The sequence below is a fragment of the Paenibacillus sp. BR2-3 genome, from assembly GCF_046529485.1.
GTDB lineage: Bacteria > Bacillota > Bacilli > Paenibacillales > Paenibacillaceae > Paenibacillus_AQ.
This window is the reverse complement of record NZ_CP126311.1, coordinates 92,564-110,880: the sequence shown is the minus strand read 5'-3', so window position 1 is coordinate 110,880 and position 18,317 is coordinate 92,564. Positions and strand designations below refer to the sequence as shown.

The 18,317-nt window shown below is 47.9% G+C and carries 19 protein-coding genes and 2 riboswitches; of the genes, 11 read left to right on the top strand and 8 right to left on the bottom strand.

Annotated elements, in window-relative coordinates:
• Window positions 1-36: 36 nt before the first annotated feature.
• From PaeBR_RS00535 to PaeBR_RS00525, 3 genes are all read right to left on the bottom strand, one after another.
• Window positions 37-708 (bottom strand): GNAT family N-acetyltransferase, encoded by a 672-nt coding sequence (locus tag PaeBR_RS00535; protein WP_410513016.1) that lies wholly within the window; start codon window positions 706-708, stop codon window positions 37-39.
• 44 nt (window positions 709-752) lie between these two features.
• Window positions 753-1,415: a GNAT family N-acetyltransferase gene (locus tag PaeBR_RS00530; protein ID WP_410515026.1), complete on the bottom strand. Its 663-nt coding sequence runs from the start codon at window positions 1,413-1,415 to the stop codon at window positions 753-755.
• 72 nt (window positions 1,416-1,487) lie between these two features.
• A complete protein-coding gene (locus PaeBR_RS00525) occupies window positions 1,488-2,345 on the bottom strand; it encodes a carbon-nitrogen hydrolase family protein (protein WP_410513015.1) in 858 nt (285 codons plus the stop codon).
• Between the two features lie 192 nt (window positions 2,346-2,537).
• Between PaeBR_RS00525 and PaeBR_RS00520 the strand changes: the two genes are divergently transcribed.
• The 3 genes from PaeBR_RS00520 (at window position 2,538) to PaeBR_RS00510 (ending at window position 5,629) form a co-directional block, all read left to right on the top strand.
• Complete coding sequence (locus PaeBR_RS00520) at window positions 2,538-4,607, top strand: transglycosylase domain-containing protein (protein ID WP_410513014.1); 2,070 nt, start codon at window positions 2,538-2,540, stop codon at window positions 4,605-4,607.
• Between the two features lie 24 nt (window positions 4,608-4,631).
• Window positions 4,632-5,069 carry a DNA-3-methyladenine glycosylase gene (locus PaeBR_RS00515; protein WP_410513013.1) on the top strand — a complete coding sequence of 146 codons (438 nt, stop codon included), beginning with the start codon at window positions 4,632-4,634 and terminating at the stop codon, window positions 5,067-5,069.
• Window positions 5,070-5,164: 95 nt separating this feature from the next.
• Window positions 5,165-5,629: an AbrB/MazE/SpoVT family DNA-binding domain-containing protein gene (locus PaeBR_RS00510; RefSeq protein ID WP_410513012.1), complete on the top strand. Its 465-nt coding sequence runs from the start codon at window positions 5,165-5,167 to the stop codon at window positions 5,627-5,629.
• Window positions 5,630-5,695: 66 nt separating this feature from the next.
• On the opposite strand, the gene PaeBR_RS00505 is transcribed toward PaeBR_RS00510, so the two are convergent.
• The gene (locus tag PaeBR_RS00505) at window positions 5,696-6,202 is read right to left on the bottom strand and encodes a YwhD family protein (protein ID WP_410513011.1); all 507 of its coding nucleotides are present in this window, start codon (window positions 6,200-6,202) and stop codon (window positions 5,696-5,698) included.
• Between the two features lie 103 nt (window positions 6,203-6,305).
• Here PaeBR_RS00505 and PaeBR_RS00500 point away from each other — a divergent pair, with 103 nt between their 5' ends.
• The 6 genes from PaeBR_RS00500 to PaeBR_RS00475 all read left to right on the top strand — a co-directional run bounded on the left by PaeBR_RS00500 (window position 6,306) and on the right by PaeBR_RS00475 (window position 12,176).
• Window positions 6,306-8,318, top strand: coding sequence for a M1 family metallopeptidase (locus PaeBR_RS00500; protein ID WP_410513010.1), 2,013 nt, complete (start codon window positions 6,306-6,308; stop codon window positions 8,316-8,318).
• Window positions 8,319-8,329: 11 nt separating this feature from the next.
• A complete protein-coding gene (locus PaeBR_RS00495) occupies window positions 8,330-9,160 on the top strand; it encodes a hypothetical protein (RefSeq protein ID WP_410513009.1) in 831 nt (276 codons plus the stop codon).
• A 216-nt stretch (window positions 9,161-9,376) separates the two neighbouring features.
• Window positions 9,377-9,514, top strand: a riboswitch (cyclic di-AMP (ydaO/yuaA leader).
• A 58-nt stretch (window positions 9,515-9,572) separates the two neighbouring features.
• The gene (locus PaeBR_RS00490) at window positions 9,573-10,001 is read left to right on the top strand and encodes a C40 family peptidase (RefSeq protein ID WP_410515025.1); all 429 of its coding nucleotides are present in this window, start codon (window positions 9,573-9,575) and stop codon (window positions 9,999-10,001) included.
• Window positions 10,002-10,370: 369 nt separating this feature from the next.
• A riboswitch (cyclic di-AMP (ydaO/yuaA leader) is annotated at window positions 10,371-10,515 on the top strand.
• 5 nt (window positions 10,516-10,520) lie between these two features.
• Window positions 10,521-11,015, top strand: a complete 495-nt coding sequence (locus tag PaeBR_RS00485) for a C40 family peptidase (RefSeq protein ID WP_410513008.1) — start codon at window positions 10,521-10,523, stop codon at window positions 11,013-11,015.
• A 191-nt stretch (window positions 11,016-11,206) separates the two neighbouring features.
• Entirely contained in the window at window positions 11,207-11,692 is a 486-nt protein-coding gene (locus PaeBR_RS00480) for a GNAT family N-acetyltransferase (RefSeq protein WP_410513007.1), read from the top strand.
• Window positions 11,693-11,819: 127 nt separating this feature from the next.
• The gene (locus PaeBR_RS00475; protein WP_410513006.1) at window positions 11,820-12,176 is read left to right on the top strand and encodes a c-type cytochrome; all 357 of its coding nucleotides are present in this window, start codon (window positions 11,820-11,822) and stop codon (window positions 12,174-12,176) included.
• 89 nt (window positions 12,177-12,265) lie between these two features.
• Here PaeBR_RS00475 and PaeBR_RS00470 read toward each other — a convergent pair whose 3' ends face one another.
• Both PaeBR_RS00470 and PaeBR_RS00465 read right to left on the bottom strand, forming a co-directional pair.
• Complete coding sequence (locus PaeBR_RS00470) at window positions 12,266-12,553, bottom strand: 4a-hydroxytetrahydrobiopterin dehydratase (protein WP_410513005.1); 288 nt, start codon at window positions 12,551-12,553, stop codon at window positions 12,266-12,268.
• Window positions 12,554-12,772: 219 nt separating this feature from the next.
• The gene (locus PaeBR_RS00465; protein WP_410515024.1) at window positions 12,773-13,066 is read right to left on the bottom strand and encodes a hypothetical protein; all 294 of its coding nucleotides are present in this window, start codon (window positions 13,064-13,066) and stop codon (window positions 12,773-12,775) included.
• Window positions 13,067-13,270: 204 nt separating this feature from the next.
• Here PaeBR_RS00465 and motA point away from each other — a divergent pair, with 204 nt between their 5' ends.
• Complete coding sequence (motA, locus tag PaeBR_RS00460; RefSeq protein ID WP_410513004.1) at window positions 13,271-14,071, top strand: flagellar motor stator protein MotA; 801 nt, start codon at window positions 13,271-13,273, stop codon at window positions 14,069-14,071.
• On the top strand, window positions 14,055-14,861 hold the full coding sequence (locus tag PaeBR_RS00455) for a flagellar motor protein MotB (protein ID WP_410513003.1): 807 nt from the start codon (window positions 14,055-14,057) through the stop codon (window positions 14,859-14,861). The genes motA and PaeBR_RS00455 overlap by 17 nt, the downstream gene beginning before the upstream one ends.
• Before the next feature lie 93 nt (window positions 14,862-14,954).
• Here the strand turns inward: PaeBR_RS00455 and rluF are convergent, their stop codons facing one another.
• Window positions 14,955-15,656 (bottom strand): 23S rRNA pseudouridine(2604) synthase RluF, encoded by a 702-nt coding sequence (gene rluF, locus PaeBR_RS00450; RefSeq protein WP_410515023.1) that lies wholly within the window; start codon window positions 15,654-15,656, stop codon window positions 14,955-14,957.
• Window positions 15,657-15,679: 23 nt separating this feature from the next.
• Window positions 15,680-17,974 (bottom strand): ATP-binding protein, encoded by a 2,295-nt coding sequence (locus tag PaeBR_RS00445; RefSeq protein ID WP_410513002.1) that lies wholly within the window; start codon window positions 17,972-17,974, stop codon window positions 15,680-15,682.
• Between the last annotated feature and the right edge of the window lie 343 nt (window positions 17,975-18,317).

The following is an 18,317-nucleotide window of genomic DNA, read 5'->3' as shown; positions in this document are numbered from 1 at the left end:
TTCAATTCCTATTATTATTGAAGCAGGTTGGGGCCGTTATAGTGGAAGCAGATCAATGGTGTCCATAGTCCGCAGCTTATCCACCATAGAATGCCAAGATTCAGGCTTACCGTCAAGGACAGCATAATAGCGGGTCAGGAAATCCGCAGCAAGGCCTGCATCCAGCTTCGCCATCTCTTCATCGCCCGGCATAAAACACAGATCCAATCCGGTTACCGCTTCCCCATCGCCCTTCCATGAAGGATGAACATACGGGAAATCAAGCCTTTTGTATCCCAGATGCGACAGGACTTCGCGGCGGACAAACGGATCCATCGGCTTAATCCCGCCAAAGTCAAAATGCTCTACCCGGTATGGATCATAGATTTCCGCGAACATTCCAAGCAGCTCATTGCCGCCTTTCGCAGCCAGCCTCCGCAGATCCTTCAGACGGTTCTGTGCCAGAAAGCGTCCAATTCCAAGACCCTCTTGTCCAATAATTGTAAAATCGGTCATCGCTACATTCCAGTCCGTATAATACCGGTACTCCGTTGTACCTACAACCTTCCCGTTATGTACAGCCACAAATACACGAATACCGGGATCTTCGAGCGGTTCTTTCCATAAAGCGAATTCGAGCACTTCCTCCGGAGGAAATACCTCGGACATCAACTGGTGCAGCTGTCTGAACAACGGATCCTCAATACGGTTAATTCTAACATACTCCATAATAAATCCTCCTCTACTGGTGATATAACCGGGCTGGTCTCTTTTTAACGAAAAGGATTACGCCATTCCATAAGCGCGGCGTAATTGCATGACTCCTCATCCTCCAAATAATCCGCAGCTACGCCAATCGGCGTTCTTCCGCAGCGCAGCAGAAAGGTAATGACGGGATCAATGATTTCACCGGAAACCACGTTCCCCAGGTACTGCTCTGCCGTCATTTCAGGCGCTTGCTTATGGTAACCGGGCATTCTCCCCGCACCCAGCAGCCGTTCCAGCTTCTGCTCCACAACCACATGGTACAGCGATTGAATCAATTCTTTGCCCAGCCCCAGCTTGCGGTATTTAGGACGTACGCATACATCCGCGATGTACAGAGTATTCCCGTCCGGTTTATGAGTTGTAATATACCCATTGGCTGTAACTTCCGCCCACGTATGCGCGGTACTTTCACGATCAAAATCAATCTTCAGCCCGGTCACCGAGCCCGCCAGCTCACCATTTACCTCGACACACAACGCCCCCTCTGGAAAAAGCGTCGTATGATTGAGCAGCTGCTCCCGGTTCCACCATAATTCGGAGGGGTAGGGAGGCGGAAAGGCTTCGGACTGAATGTTAATCAGCTCTGTAAAATCATCCTCTGTGTAATTGCGTATTACCGCAGGCACCGGAGTTTTGTGTTCGAATGCATAAAATCCCTTGTAGTACATGGCCATGGCATTCCTATGTCTCCTTCCAGTTCTACATAAAAATCAGGGTCGTCGGGATACCATTTGATCTATCTATGTCCAGTCCGTGTAAAGATCGGTTCTACGGTCACGCCAGGTTGTTACTGAACCGCGTTCACGAACGCGGTATAGCAGCTCCAAATCCAGATCAGCCGTGATTATCATGTCATCATTAATTTCACCTTCGGCTAAAAGCCCCTGGGGCGGAAACGGGATATCGTTCGGAGTTATTACCGCCGCTTGACCAAAGTTGGCACGCATCAGATCCACCGTAGGCAAAGAACCTACAGTGCCTGTAAGCACCACGTACACCTGATTCTCAATCGCTCGGGCGTGGCTCGTGTATCTTACCCGATGGAAGCCATGTCTGTCGTCCGTGCAGGAAGGACAAAAAATAACATCCGCCCCCTTGGCTCTGGCCATTCGCACAATTTCCGGGAATTCAATATCGTAACAGGTGAGCATAGCGATTGTGCCTTTCTCCGTCTGGAACACCTGCAGCCCCTCACCCGCACCCATATTCCAACCCTCTACCTCCGCAGGTGTAATGTGCAGCTTGGCTTGCTCGGCTATTGTTCCGTCAGGGTAGAATAGATGCGCCACATTGTACAGCTTGTCATTTCTGCGCAGCACATGCGTTCCGCCAATGATATGCACACTGTATTTCCGGGCAAAACCCGAGAACATCTCCCGGTACCGGTCTGTGAATTTAGGCAGATCCTCAATGCCTAGAGCATTTCCTTGTCCATCCCCAATGGACATCAGCTGTGTTGTCAAAAACTCGGGGAACAGGATGAACTCAGCGCCGAACTCCTCGGCCGTCTTTATATAGTGCTCGCATTCAGCGGCAAATTCCTCAAATGAGGATATCGCGTGAAGATGGTATTGCACTGCGGAAACTCGAAAGGTCACGTTTACTTCCTCCTCTAGTCTTCACTTCATCAAGCATCAGCTACTCCCACTTTACCAAACTTAAGCTTAGAATTCATCTTTACAATTGAATATCCACCGTCTTCCTTCCCCATAATGAAAGTAGAAAAGTCTGCCGCAGGTTAACGCGTTATGTTGTCAGTTTTGAAAAGCGAGATAAAGGAGTATGGTGCCATGCCGCGTCATTCCGATTCACCCATACGTAAACGCCGCTTGCCCTGGATACTCCGGCTGCTGGCTTTCTTGACCGTGCTGCTCCTGTTGGCTGCGGGGGGCCTGCTCGGTTACTTGTATCAAAAGGATCTGCCGCCTGCTTCGGATGATATCCGCTCCAAGCTGCTTGATTCCAGAGGCAATATCCTGGCAACCTTTTCCCCGGACGATCGCAGCCGGGAGCCGGTAGATTTAGACGAGATTTCTCCCCTGCTTATAAAGGCAACGCTGGCCATAGAGGATCGTAAATTCTATGAGCATTCCGGCTTTGACCTTAAGGGCATGGCGCGGGCAGTATTAGTTAATCTGGAAAAGGGAAGCCGCACGCAGGGAGCCAGTACGCTAACCCAGCAGCTGGCGCGGAATCTCTATTTATCCCACGAAAAAACGTGGACACGGAAATCAAAAGAAGCCATATATACCCTGCAACTGGAGATGAAATACAGCAAGGATGATATTTTGCGCATGTACTTAAATGAAATCTATTATGGTCACGGCGCATATGGTATCGAAGCGGCTTCCCGGATGTATTTTGGCAAATCCGCCGCTGATCTGGATCTGGCCGAAAGCGCCATGCTCGCCGGTATTCCAAAAGGTCCTACCTATTACTCGCCCTATAGCCACATGGACAACGCCAAAAAGCGCCAGGGTATTATTTTGTCGGTAATGGCTGAACTGGGGGAGATAACGAAGGCTGAGGCTGAACAAGCGGCACAGGAGGTATTGACATTAAAGCCTCAAGGTCAGAAGGATACCCTTGTCACTGCGCCTTTCTTCCGCGATTATGTACGCAATCTTGCAACCAACCTGCTTCATATATCCGGTGATGAGCTGGAGCAAGGCGGGTTAAATGTGTATACAACACTCGATCCCGATATGCAGCATGCGGCTGAAAACGCAGTTGAGGAAGGTATGGATAGTAACGATGAGCTGGAAACGGCCCTTGTATCGGTTGATCCCCGTACAGGCTACCTGAAAGCCATGGTAGGAGGCAAAAACTACCGTACCAATCAGTTCAATCACGCACTGGCCTCTACGCGTCAGCCCGGCTCATCCTTCAAACCGATCATGTATCTGACGGCTTTATCATCCAAAACAATGACAGGTCTTTCTGCCTTCAACAGTGAGCCGACGCTGTTCCATTACGACAATAACCGCAAGACTTATCAGCCCCGCAACTTTGGGGACAAGTATCTTGGAGAGATCAATATGCGCCAGGCCATTGCGGCCTCAGACAATATTTATGCTGTAAATACGATCATGAAGATAGGCGCAGAGAAGGTAGCCGAAATGGCTGTCAAAATGGGCATACTCAGTCCGCTGCAAGTCGTCCCCTCACTCGCCCTTGGCACTTCTCCCGTCAGCCCGCTCGAGATGGCCTCGGCCTTTGCCGTTATTGGCGGTGGCGGCGTCCAAATCCCGACAACCGTCATCCTGAAGATTACCGATTCGAGGGGGAATATTCTATACGAGGCTCCCCAGTCGCAGGGTAAAGCTGTCGTGGAGCCTGCGGCGGCATATGTTCTGACCCGCTTAATGGAGGGCGTGTTCGAAACCGGCGGAACCGGCAACCGTGTAGCCTCCATGATCAAGCGCCCCGTTGCCGGTAAAACGGGGACCACCGACACCGATGCCTGGATGGTCGGTTTCACACCCGAGCTGTCGACCGCTGTCTGGGTCGGCTACGACAAAGGACGCAATATAACAACGGCTGATGGGCGGCGGGCCGCACCGATTTTTGCCAAGTTTACGGAGAAAGCGCTCGAGAATGTACCGCCGAAAATTTTTCCGATACCGGACGGCGTCGTTAGTGTATATATCAATCCTGAATCCGGTAAGCTGGCAACGCCGGGATGTCCCCAGAAGAAGCTGGAGACATTTATTAGCGGCACAGAGCCGACGGAATACTGTGATCAGCATGGCAATGGCGGGAGCCCCAATTCTCAGGGAGAAGGCTCTTCTAACCCCATCGATCCTAACAAGGAGGACCGTTCCCTGTGGGATGATATTAAGCGCTGGTGGCTGAGCTAGTCCCGGTTGCCAAATCTGCCCCCTATGAGATACCATGAGACCAATCCGCGCTGGGTTAATAATCCCCGATTGGCCGAAAGGTGGTATACAGCCATGGATGTAGACAACAACGCTCATAGCAATCACTCTGCTAAATCAAGATTGCTGCTGCCCGGCAAAATCTATGAATATACGGCGCTCCAGGCCGCTCCGCGCCTGCTCGGCCAGCATCTGGTCCGGCGCACGGAAGACGGGGATATAGTCTGCCGTATCGTCGAGACGGAAAGCTATGGAGGGGCCGAGGATAAGGGCAGCCACGCATACGGGGGCAGGCGTACGGCCCGAACCGAAATCATGTTCAATGCGGGTGGTGCAGCCTATGTATACCTTATTTACGGCATGTACCACTGTCTCAATGTGGTGACTGCCGGGAAGGAGAGGTTTTCATATGGGCAATTGGAAGATTCCCTTCTTAAGAGATAGCCGGCGGATACAGTGTATGCGCTTTCTACTTTCTCAGAATTGTTATATAATCATAATGACACCATCAAATCTTAAGATTAAATGAGGGACATGGGATGAAGGATACAGGTATGATCCGGAGTTTAGACAGTCTTGGACGAATTGTGGTTCCCGTGGAAATCCGCATGACACGCAATATTGACATTGGGGATCCTATCGAGTTTTTTGTTCTGAATGACAATATTATTGTATTAAGAAAGTACACCTCGACAGAATGCACGTTTTGCAGAAGTCTGGACAATGTCATCTATTACAAGGAGCAGTTTATTTGCAGTCATTGTTTGGCAGAGCTTGGCGTACCAGAGAATCATTTACATACCCCAGCACCGCAACAGGACTCATCAGAACCATTTTTCGAGACCGGCAGCAGCAAGAAAAGGACCCGAACGGAAGACATGAGCCTTCGTCTAAAACAGGCTATACAGGACCATCCTGGGGCCAATCAAAAAGAGCTCGCCGCAATGCTTGGCATCAGTCAAGCAAGAGTGAGCCAGCTAAAACGAAAACTTAATATTTATTAAGCATAATCTATTAATTAAAAAAGGCTTCTCTTCCTGCACCAAGGAGAGGGAAGCCTTTTCTATGTCTTACACTGAGAGTGCCGCTTTCAGCTCTTGAGAGGAGGCTGACCACCACTTTTCATTATGGGCGATCAGCAGTGCTTGCAGTGCTGCCTTCTCTTCTGCGCCCAGACCTTCCACAATGACCTTTCGCTTCAGTGAAGCATCAAGCTTATTCACATGATCGGCAAGAATCTTCCAGCCCCGGCGCGCTTCACTGTCTATCCACATCTCACATGCAGTAAGTCCGGCATAATATTGTCCTTCCGGCGTGCGGTCCACAGCCACCCATACGAGCCATACTTGTCTGCCTTCAGGAACATCTTCACGATTCGTGGAGAATTTAATCCCTTTCTCTACTTTGCTCTTGGCGTGCATTGCACCAATATCAATTACGGCCTCACCGCCATCGATAATGACGGGGGATACATTGTTCAGATCGATGGAGCCAGCTCCGAACCCTTTATGCTTACTCTTGGCATTCACAATATTCAAGGCAATCTGCTTTTTGCCCTCCTGTGGTACGTTATCCATGCTGCACGTCCTTTCTCCAACGAATAATTTAATTTTAGCTAATAATACAGCGAATGCAAACATATACATCCCGTAGATGCTTGTCAACGGGAGGAATCACAGTATGAAGCCACTGTCTTTGCGTTCCAAAATCATTACCGGGACTCTGACCGTCCTCTGTCTGCTGGGGGGAGGAATATGGGTTTTCTCACAATTCAGTCACGCTTCCATCAACACTCTCGCTTCGGAAGGGGCCAAGTCCCCCGTCATAACCCATGGGCAATCCGCTGCGGGCCAAATCGTTCCGGAGCGCACGCCTGCTCCTGCAGCCAAAGCGCTGAGTCAAAGAGTCGTAGAATACCACATTGACGTGCAGCTTGCTCCTGATACAGGGGTTTTAAAGGCCGCAGAGACAGTGACCTGGACTCATCCCGGTTCAAAGCCGGTAAATGATTTGTACTTTCACCTCTACCCCAATGCCTTTACTTCGATGGATACAACCTTCATGAAAGAATCGGGAGGGAAGCTTCGCAATGATGCCATGCCTTCAAACGGATTCGGCAGCATGACATTGACCGATCTGCGCACCAGCGAAGGGGTTTCACTCCTTCAAGGAATGCAATACGTACAGCCCGACGACGGTAACGTTAAGGATAAGACTTTGGTTAAGGTGCATCTTCCACAGCCTGTGAATGGTGGGGAAAGCATTACGCTAAAACTCCAGTTTGAAGTTAAGCTGCCCAAAATATTTGCGCGTATGGGGACTTCAGGCAACTTCGTCATGGCCGGACAATGGTTTCCCAAGCTTAGCGTCTACGAGCCTGCCGACTCCCCCGGAGCCAGTGAAGAAGGCTGGAATTTACATCAATATCACGGTTCCTCCGAGTTCTACAGTGACTTTGGCATTTACAATGTGACGATTTCCGTTCCGCCCGATTACACTGTAGCCGCTACCGGATTCCCGGTAAAAAGCCCTAAGGTGAATCAGAATTACAAAGTATATAAATTCTACGCGGACGATGTGCACGACTTCGCCTGGGCCGCTTCTCCGGATTTTGTCGTAGCTGAGCAGGCCTTCTCCTCCCCGGCGGTTCCGGGAGTGCGGATCAAGCTCTATCTGGACCCGCTGCACAAGGAATTACAGGAGCGCTATTTTCAAGCTGCTAAAGCCGCACTGACTTATTTCAGCAAATGGTATGGACCTTATCCCTACTCTACACTGTCCATAGTGGTTCCTCCCGGGCAGGGAAACGGGGCTGGGGGGATGGAATATCCTACACTGATTACCGCCTTCGGAGCTACCGGCAGTTCTCCGGACACTTCATTGGAACGCACCGTCATTCATGAAATCGGACATCAATACTTTTACGGCATGGTCGCCAATAACGAATTTGAGGAGGCCTGGCTGGATGAAAGTTTTACCTCCTACGCCGAAGACAGGCTGATGGAGCAGGAGTACGGAATTATGGCCAACCTGCCATTACAGGCCAGTCTGGTCACAAAACCAGAGCCATTGAACCAAGAGACATGGAGATATAACGGAACGGATGCTTACACTCAAAATGTTTACATACGCGGTAAGCTGGTTCTCAAAGATATTGAGCTGAAAATTGGCACTAAGGCTATGGACACCGTTTTGTCCACTTACACCCGTAAATACCGATTCCGCCATCCCTCCACTGATGATTTCCAAAAAACTGTGGAAAAGGTAACCGGCAAGTCGTGGAAGGATTATTTTGAACAATATGTTTACAGCGGGGGCACACCCGATTTCTCATTGGAGAATATTTCAGTTATCCGTAAAAAGAGTGCTGCCAAAATCGATTCTTACCTTTACGAATCACAGGTGAAGGTAGTCAATAAGGGGACATATTATCCAGATGTCAGCCTTAAGTTTACATTTACTGACGGTCAGACGGTTCAGCGTATTTGGAACGGGCAGGGTGCCGCTACGTTCCAGATGCTCTACAGCGCCCCGCTCCTATCGGCGGAAATTGATCCGAAGCACTCTGTTTTGCTGGAGAATAAGCATATTAACAACTTTAGACTGGCGGAGCTGAAGCAGGATACCGTCTCCCGTTGGACCCTCAGTGTAACGAAGCTAATTGAAACTGTGCTTGCAACTCTGTCCTGGTGAGGTGAATGATCTTGAGAATTTCGATAACCCGCGGCTTACAGAGCATGAAAGAGCAGATTTATATTCTGGTGCTGCTATTCATATACCGGCTGCTTTGGGGCTATTTTATGTATGGATTCGTGCGGGATGCAATCATACCGATTCTGCTGCGGTATCCCAATGAACAGGCCGGCGGGAGCGGAATGGGCAGACTGCTGTACTATATCGAGGGTCAGTTCAGCCTGACGGGGGATTCTAATGTACAGCGCTGGCTGTGGATGCTGCTGGCCATGAGCGTTTTAAGGCTTGTGCTGTCGCCTTTCATCCGGGCTGGACTGATTCATGAGCTGCATAAGGAAAGCATTGGAGAACGAGGCCTCTTCTTTTTTCCGGGGATGAGGCAATATGGGCTGCCGGTCTTGATCTTCAGTCTGGTTGAATGGCTGCTGGCACTGGTGCCCCTCTATTGGATTGCTCCTGTAATATACAAGCTGCTCCTGTCCTCTTATCTGAATTATACGCTGCTATGGCAGATCAGTCCTTATCTCCTTGCATGGCTTGTTTACATCTTCATCATCCGTTTATGCCTGTTATATATGCAGTTTGGTTATACCAGGGGTACCGGAATGTTCTCCTCGCTTCTGATCTGCCTGCGGTATTTCCTTCCAGCTGCAGCGGTTTCGGTTATGCTTGGGGCAGGTGGTTTTATCGTACTTCTGGTGTGCGGATTGACCGGTCTTCTAAGCCCCGGACTACCCGCTCTCCTTGTGAGGCAGGTTTCACCACTCCCTTCTACATTCTTCAAAATGTGGGGCGTGGCAGCCCAATACCACCTTTGGCACAGCAAAGCCTCCTTGAAATAAAGCAGGTCATTAGTCATAGCTAAAGAGTCCCCGTTCCCGAAACTAGGAACTGAGACTCTTTTTTCGTTACAAATCCTAATAATATTTGCAAAACGGAAAAGGCTTTGATACAATGATGCCTGTGATGATAGTAACAAGTTTGTAATCTTTTAAATAATTTCGTAATTTTTGAATGCGAATTGAACTTTCTGTAACTGTTGTTATGTCGCTTGTTCGGTGCACAACACGCCAAATTCCAGGCACCGGGAAGCGGGGGAACCATATTTTGGGTGAATTGATCTCGTAAGAGAGGGATCATAGGGGGCCTTCCACCGAACCCTTAAGCTAACCTCGCAGGCATTAGGAGGAATTACATCTTTTGAAAAGTCACACCTTCAAGAAAAAGTGCACGGTAGCCGCGTTAGGGCTTGTGATGGCATTCACTTTGGGAAGCGGGAGCGCTTTCGCTAACTCCAAAATGGACACCGTTATTGCAAAAACATTGGGAACTTCGTACAAATTCGGGGGCACGAGCACCGCTGGCTTTGACTGTTCCGGGTTTACTAAATACGTGTTCACCAAAATGGGCCTAACTTTGCCACGTACCTCCCAAGCCCAATACAAAGCAGGAACCTCCGTATCGCGCAGTAATTTGCGTTCCGGTGACCTCTTGTTCTTTAACACATTTGGCAGCGGTATATCTCATGTCGGCATTTATGTTGGCAACGGAAAATTTGCACAATCTTCTTCCTCGCGTGGTGTAAACATCAGTTCGCTGAGCCAGTCCTACTGGGCCAATAGCTACATTGGCGCTAAAAGAGTAATGAGCACAACAGCGTACAAAGCTGTTGCCTATGATTGATTCTCCCCTCACAACTTACTCCTAAAACTCGATATTGCCCGGAGCCTGATTATTGCCGTAATCATTTCCGGGTTTTTCCTTTTTATTCCCTTATTCTACCTTATACACCTTTTGGTCTGCGCTGAAACACCTTTTGGATAAATAATGAAAAATATTTCAATAAACTTACTTTTTAGCTCTATTTCAGGATTTCAAGCGGTTCCAGGCCCTTAAATACCCAATATTTTCACATTAGATATGTTATAGCTGATTGCCAATTTCAGCTCCGTTTGTTACAATGGTCGCAGTAAGTTTATAGTAACATTTTTGTAATTATTGTCTGTCTTTTACGAACGTTTTGTCATGTATTTCTTGCTAAGATAATCCGAATAACAATATGTGCCGAGTTTCCTTAATCAAACAAGGAAAACGGGGGAACCACTTTGGGTGAATTGACCTCCTATATCAAGAGGGGTCATAGGGGACCTTCAACCGAACCCTTAAGCTAACCTCGTAGGCATTTGGAAGGGGTTCACACTTTTGAAAAAGAAGTTAGCAGCCGCAGCACTCAGTTTTTCTATTATTTTTACCGCAATCGGAGCGGGAAGCGCTTTCGCTGAATCCAAGATGGACCAAGTCATCGATAAAACTATCGGATCCAAGTATGTTGCCGGCGGTGTCTCGACTAGCGGCTTTGATTGCTCAGGATTTACCCTGTACGTGTTCGACAAGATCGGGATTGATTTGCCGCATCAATCCGGTTCCCAATACCAAATGGGCACTGCAGTTTCACAAAGTGAACTGAGAGCCGGAGATCTCGTATTCTTCAACACAAACGGAAAAGGCGTTTCCCATGTCGGCATTTATGTCGGCGACGGTAAATTTGCACATGCTTCATCCTCACGTGGTGTAACCATCAGCACGCTGAGCGAAAGCTACTACGTCAACCGCTACGTTGGCGCTAAACGAATCATGAGCAAAACTGCTTATCAGACTGTTGCTACGGATTCCCAAGACAATGACGATGTGCAGTAAGTAATTTCAAATAGGCTCTCTTCCATGATTTTTGCCGAAATCCTGGAGGGGGCTTATTTTTTTGTGTTTACTTATTCTTACCCTTCTCACGGTCTGCAAAACACTTAACCTAAAGTTTTTGAGTCGATTATGGCTCTTTTTGTATATAATTAGGTATAGATTACTTCCCCCGAAAGGAGGTCTCTGACCTTATGATCAGTTCCCCAGTAACCTTCCATGTGGTTCCGATGGAAATTAAACACGCTGAAGACATATGCCAGTGGAATTATGAACCCCCTTATCATATTTACGGATGGCAGCCCTGGGAGCAAATGCAGGCTCTTGGCATTGAGTTCGGCGACCCGGAACTGCGCAGTCAGCAATACGTATCCGTTGTAAATGACCAGGAGATCCTGTGCGGCTTTGCCCAGCTTTTCCCTATGGAAGGTGTTGTTAGGCTAGGCATCGGCATGAGTCCCGATTTATGCGGGCAAGGATTGGGAAAATTGTTTGTGGATGCTATCGTTAAGGTCGCACTTGAACGGTATCCTGAACGCGAGATAGACCTGGAGGTACTCACCTGGAACCAGAGGGCTATTCGAACCTACCGCAAATGCGGCTTTACCATTACGGATACGTATGAGCGTCGAACCCCAACCGGCGAGAAACCTTTTTATTGCATGGTCTATGATAAATAATACCTCCATTTCGTTTTTTTGAAGTTATGGCAATATATTCGTTCATTTTTTTGCCACAAGTGCTATGATATCGCTTCACCTTCCGTTATAATGTAGGGAGTAGCTTACATAGAAGGGACGAATGGGGATGCAAAAATGGATCATGAGCGGTTTGTTTTTTGCCGCCTGCGCCTTTGCTGTAATACTGATGTTCACTCTTCCGGGCAAAGAACAGGTTGCGGAGCAGAACAATCCGACCTTGCCCGTAGTTCAGTTGGACACAGCAAAGGCAGAGGCGACAGTGAAGGCTAACTGTATCACCTGCCATGGCGATCAGCTACAGGGCGGAATCGGACCGAGCCTGCAGAATGAAGGCAGCGGGAATGATGCCGAGGGAATCTTCAGCATTGTAACCAAAGGCCGGGGCCAAATGCCTTCCTTCAAGGATAAGCTGGCACCGGAAGAGATTGCGAACGTTGCGATGTGGCTATCCGAGAAGAAGTAGATTTTCAAATCAAATACGCCTGTACGGAGGATACTTCCCTGCCGAACAGGCGTATTTAATATTGCAGCAAACTTAAGAGGCTGCTGTAATTAACGGGCCTTCTCGAAGGCTTCGTTAAATTCATGGGCTTCCCGGACATCAAGAGCAGTGATGCCACCCTCTTCACGGGTTATGAGCCGCAGCGTTACAGCTTTATAGTCAATCACAATATGAGGATGATGATCAAAAGCCTCCGAGATGGCAGCAACTTCGTCCACAAATGCAATTCCCTTCATGAACTCGTTGAACATGTACTTACGCACCAGTGTGTCTTTATCCAGCTTCCAGCCTTCCAGCTTGACTACCTGTTCCTGCAGCTCTTGTTCATTAAATAACACTTCAATTTCCTCCCCTACTAAAGGCAAGCAGTAAGATTCATGTTTCCCGCTGCATTCCCTTTACTTTAAACAAAACATCCCTTAGCTTATAAGTCCAAGGGATGATCAAGTCGATTTTCAGTTAAATGTATTCTTGTATCCAGGCTAATATAACCTTAACTCAACCAATTTTACCACGGTCTGCGGCCTCCGGGCAACTCACACCGATTTCACCCCTAATTAAACAAGATCAACAGAGGCCAGGTCCTCTTCCCCGACAAGGATGTTAATGCGGTGTGTCTCTTTATCATAAATCACAACTCCGCCTCCCACCTGTATAACCGGTTCATCGCCAAGTGCAAAGAACAGATCCTCAGCCAATGCTTCCCAAACCTCATGCTTTGATTCCTGCGGGAGTTCCCACCATTCGTCCGGCTCCATTTCAAAAAATAAATAACCGTCTGAAATCCGTCCTACCGCTTCCGTTAATTCATTTAAAATATCAGCATAATCCCTACCGTGCTTCACACCCACGACTATCACTCCGTTTTCTTCACAGATGGATAATAAATTACCTTATCCATTATAACCGAAAAAATGACTTCACAAAAAAGGGAATCCTGTCGATAAATAAGATTATACGTTAATCGGTATGGTGCAAGTGTCCCGCCGCCGTTTCAAGGATGATAACGCGGCCTAATCGGATCACTTCTTAAAACTCATGGACGAGGTGCATAAATGGAAATATCAACAATTATCGGTTTAGTTCTCAGTTTGATTGCAGTAGGTTGGGGTATGGTTCTCAAAGGGGCACCTCTTTACAGCTTATTGACACCAGCAGCATACGTAATTATCTTGCTAGGTACTGCTGCCTCGCTCTTCATGGCCTTCCCAATGCAAGAAATGAAGAAAGTTCCTAAGCTGTTCAAGCTAATCTTTGTTAGCCAGAAATTAATTCAAAAATCCGAGCTGATCACCATGTTCATGGAGTGGGCATCCATTACCCGACGTGAAGGGTTATTGGCACTAGAATCCAAGGTCGACGAAATCGAGGATGGTTTCCTCCGTAACGGTATGCGTATGATCATAGACGGCAACGACCAGGAATTTGTCCGCGATGTACTGATGGAGGATATCCACGCTACAGAAGATCGCCATAAAGCGGGAGCTCTTATATTCTCCCAGGCAGGTATGTATGCGCCGACGCTAGGCGTTCTGGGAGCAGTTATCGGCCTGATTGCCGCTATGGCTCATATGGGCGAGATTGAAAAGCTAGCCGAAGCCATAGCGGGAGCCTTTATTGCTACAGTGCTCGGTATCTTTACCGGTTACGTGTTATGGCATCCCATTGCCACAAAGCTAAAACGTTTGTCTAAAAAGGAAATTGAAATCCGCCTGATGATGGTGGAGGGCCTGTTATCCATTCAATCCGGAGTTTCGACTATTGCCATCAATCAGAAGCTCTCCGTATTTCTGACGCCTTCAGAACGTGCCAAGATGAGCGAAAAGGAGAGTGGATCGGGTGAGCAAAAAGACTAGACACGAGGAACATGAGGAGCATGCCGACGAATCCTGGCTGCTCCCTTATTCTGATCTCATGACTTTGCTCGTTGCCTTATTCCTCGTACTATATGCCATGAGTGCAACGGACGCCCAGAAGTATGAAGAAATGAGCCGAGCCTTCAGCTCCGCGCTTAGTGGCGGATCAGGGATTCTTGACAATAGCTCTGCGACACCTACCGAAAGTAGCATGGATCAGGGCAAAGGCAAGAAAGTGGATAGTGTCGTTCAGGATAACACTGGCGAGGCAGAGATCGCCAAGCTCCGCCAGCAGGAACAGCAGGATCTCGAGAAGCTTAAGAAGCAGTTCGATCAATATATTAAGAACAATGGGCTGACCGACCTGCTGAGCACCAAACTGAATCAGTCCCAGCTTATGATTACGATCAGTGACAATGCCCTCTTCTCCTCCGGGCTAGCTTTCGTGGAGGATGACTCCCGGCAGTTGGCCAAATCCATATCCGTCATGCTCCAGCAATTCCCCGATTATGAAGTACTCGTACAGGGACATACGGACAATATCCCGATTTCGAACAGCAGCTACTCGTCCAACTGGGATCTCAGTGTCGACCGGGCGCTGCATTTCATGAAGATTTTATTGTTAAACCCTAATCTCAATCCAAAGAAGTTCAGTCCTATCGGCTACGGGGAATATCGCCCCATCGCCGATAACAGCACCGCAGCAGGACGGGCCAAGAATCGCCGTGTAGAGGTCTCTATCCTTCGTAAATACCAGGAAACCAACGCCATCACGTCTTCCTCTAACTGAATGGAAGAATACAAGAAGAGCTGTCCCCAAGGTCTCTATAGACCTCGTGGACAGCTCTTCCGCTTTATTTTAAAGACAAGCATCTCTTTACCATTACTGCAGCTGGTAGCTCAGCATATTCCCAAGCTCGGTCTTTTCCTCCGGCGACAAATCGCGCCATTCACCGGTCTGCAGAGCTCCCAGTCGGATATTCATAATCCGGATACGTTGGAGTCTCCTTACCTCATAGCCGAAAGCGCTGCACATACGACGGATCTGCCGGTTTTTACCCTCTGTCAATATAATCCGGAATACCCGTTCTGAAATGCGCGTCACTTCGCAAGGCAATGTTTTCTCTCCCATAATCTTCACTCCGGTAGACATACCCGCAATAAAAGAGGGTGAAATGGGTCTATCGACGGTAACGACATATTCCTTCTCATGCCGGCCTTCCGCACGCAAGATTTTATTGACGATATCTCCATCATTCGTAAGCAGGATCAATCCCTCAGAATCCTTGTCAAGCCTGCCTATAGGAAAGATACGCTCATGATGTCCGACAAAGTCGACAATATTGCCTTTAATGTGCTCTTCTGTTGTAGAGGTAATGCCTGTAGGCTTGTTAAGAGCTATATAAACGGTCTTGCTTCCAGTTTCCAAGGCGTGGCCGTCTATTCTCACGTCATCACCCGGTACGGCCTGACTGCCCAGCACAGCGCGTTCTCCGTTGATGGTCACTCTGCCAGCCTCCACCAGCTTGTCTGCTTCACGACGTGAGCAGTATCCTGTCTCACTGATGAATTTATTAATTCTCACGTTATAATCCACTCCATTCTTCATTAAATGCTCTCTTGCGGAGCAGCCTCCCCGGCGAATGGCATTTTGATCGTAATCACCGTACCGCGGCCAACCTCGCTCTGAATTTCCAGGCTGCCTTTATGAGCCTGAATAATACGCTGGCTAATCATGAGTCCGAGGCCGGTGCCGGTCTCCTTATTCGTAAAGAACGGCTCACCCAGCTTAGGCAGCATTTCCTCGGGTATGCCTTCTCCTTCATCAGCTATAACAATCACTACGGATTCTTGATCAAGACTTTGCTCAATCGTAATCGTCCCACCGGCAGGCATGGCCTCGATTGCATTTTTGACAATATTGATGAATACTTGCTTCAGCTGATTCTCCTCGCAGTGTACAGTTGCCGGCTTATCGGAGAATTTGCTCTCAAACTGGATACCGCATAGGTGCGCTTGACTATCCAATAGGGAAATAACATCAGTCAGGATATAATGAACATCTTTTTGCTGAAAGTGTACGGCCTGCGGTTTGGCTAAGATCAGAAATTCACTGACGATCAGATTAATCCTTTCCAGTTCAGACAGCATTAAATCAATATGCAGCGGTATAAGCAGCTTCTTCTCCTGCTGCAGCTGCAGGAAGCCCCGTAGTGTAGTGAGCGGATTACGGATTTCGTGTGCCACACCTGCAGCCAGCTGACCGACAGTGGTAAGCTTCTCGGAGCGTCTTAACAGTTCTTCCATCCGGTTTCGCTCCGTCATATCCCGGGAGACATGTATGAATGATAGCGGGTCGCCTTCCTCATCGCGGATTACAGAGGTACTTACACTAACTTCGACAACTGTTCCGTTCCGTTTAAGCCTTACGGTTTCTATGGGAGGAAGCCCTCCACCGTTCTTCAGTTCCTCGAGCCGCTCTTCTTCCTGTTCCAGCGCTGTGGCTGGTATCAAATAGGGTGTCTGGCCTACAACCTCCGCCGCACTCCATCCATACAAATCTTCAAAGGCGCGATTAACACTGATAATCCGTCCATGCATATCCATAGTATGAATCGCATCAGAGGTACCGTTAATAACAGATTCCAGGTGCTCCTTTACTGCCCGGTTCTCTTCCAGCGTCTGTCCCAGACGATTGGTGTGCTGCATGAGATGATGTGTCATCGCATTGATTCGGAGGGCCAGCAGCCCCAGCTCGTCCCTACTGCGCACCATTAGCGGAGGCTCAAACTCCCCTTGGGCCACATTATTAACTTTAGCCAGAATCTCCTGAATAGGACGGATAATAAATCCGGCTAACACATGACTGCCCAACAAAAAGGCGGCCAGCAGCAATAAGGAAATGGAAATATTATTGATGAGCTGGTTTTTGATAACCGAAGAAATGACCGAGTAATCCATAACCACACTGATAACGTAAGAACCCATACCGGGCCGGGAAACCGGAATAAAGCTTTTGAGCACCTTTTTGCCAAGGACTACCTCATCTAGCATAACCGGCTCTTGTTGGCCCAAGGCTTTTGCTATTGCCAGTTTATCCTTTTCCACATTTCCATACTTATACGTTCCATATTTAATCGGACGATTCCGCAGCTTCACATTTACACTATCGTTTCCATCGGGCTCCATCGTGTCTGAACCAAATGTCTCCGGATTAATGCCTGTGATCTCCAGGATTCCGGGATTAACGTCTTTGCTCTGCTGTACAATTTCATTGGGGCTCATTATTTTGATGTAGTCGCTGACAGAGGTGCTGCGGATATAGGGATCAATGATGTAGTTTCTTTTCCCATCATGATAGTATCCCCATTTCTCAATATACTCAGGATTTGAGGACGAATATTCGAACGGTCCCGACCAAAAATTCTCCATTTTCTGCCCTTGCACAACGGAGACATTATGGTTATCGAACAGCTGCAAGAAAGCGGTATACCAATATCCCCACCCTTTTGTAGATAAACCCAGTTCTTTAGGATCTGATGATTTAGCTACTACAACATCATCTTTTGTCTTGACGAGCAGCGAGATATTGGAGATTTCCAGCTTTTTAGCCAGATCCTTAAGCTTGTCATTGTTTATGTTCCCGATCTCCGGATCCAGTTCATTGGCAGCAAGTATGGCCGCCATCCGCAAGTTCCGGGCAATTTGATCCTCGACATAGTTGGAGCTATATCTGCTCTGTTCTACAGACACGGCAATCTGCATGGCGACCATTTTCATGTTGCTTTCGCTTTCATTGCGCAGATTATCCCAGGCAGCATAAAGGTTTAAAGTCTGATTCAGTGCCAAAATAAGCAAGACTGAACCAAAAATAATACCTGATAGTTTCTTTTGTATAGACAAGCTTATATTCACCTCTTACCCGCTGGTAAATCCTAGCGGAGTACTCAATAAATATCATACCTTTTGCCTACTCATTTGGAAAGACATTTAAAGGAAGCTTTCTATTTCAGGAAATATTGAAATTCAAAATTTCTTTCTCTACAATAAATAAAGAATCTTCCACCCGTTATACACATATATACAAATCTTTAAATTAAGATGTGCACAAAATTGTGCATAAGTCGGCTGTTATCCACAGACTTATGCACAATTTGTTAAGAGCGAATATTTGTTCGTTGGACAATCCGCTGAAAAAAGGAGAATATCATTTTGAGTGATCTGGAAAATAAAGAGCTTGATGAAC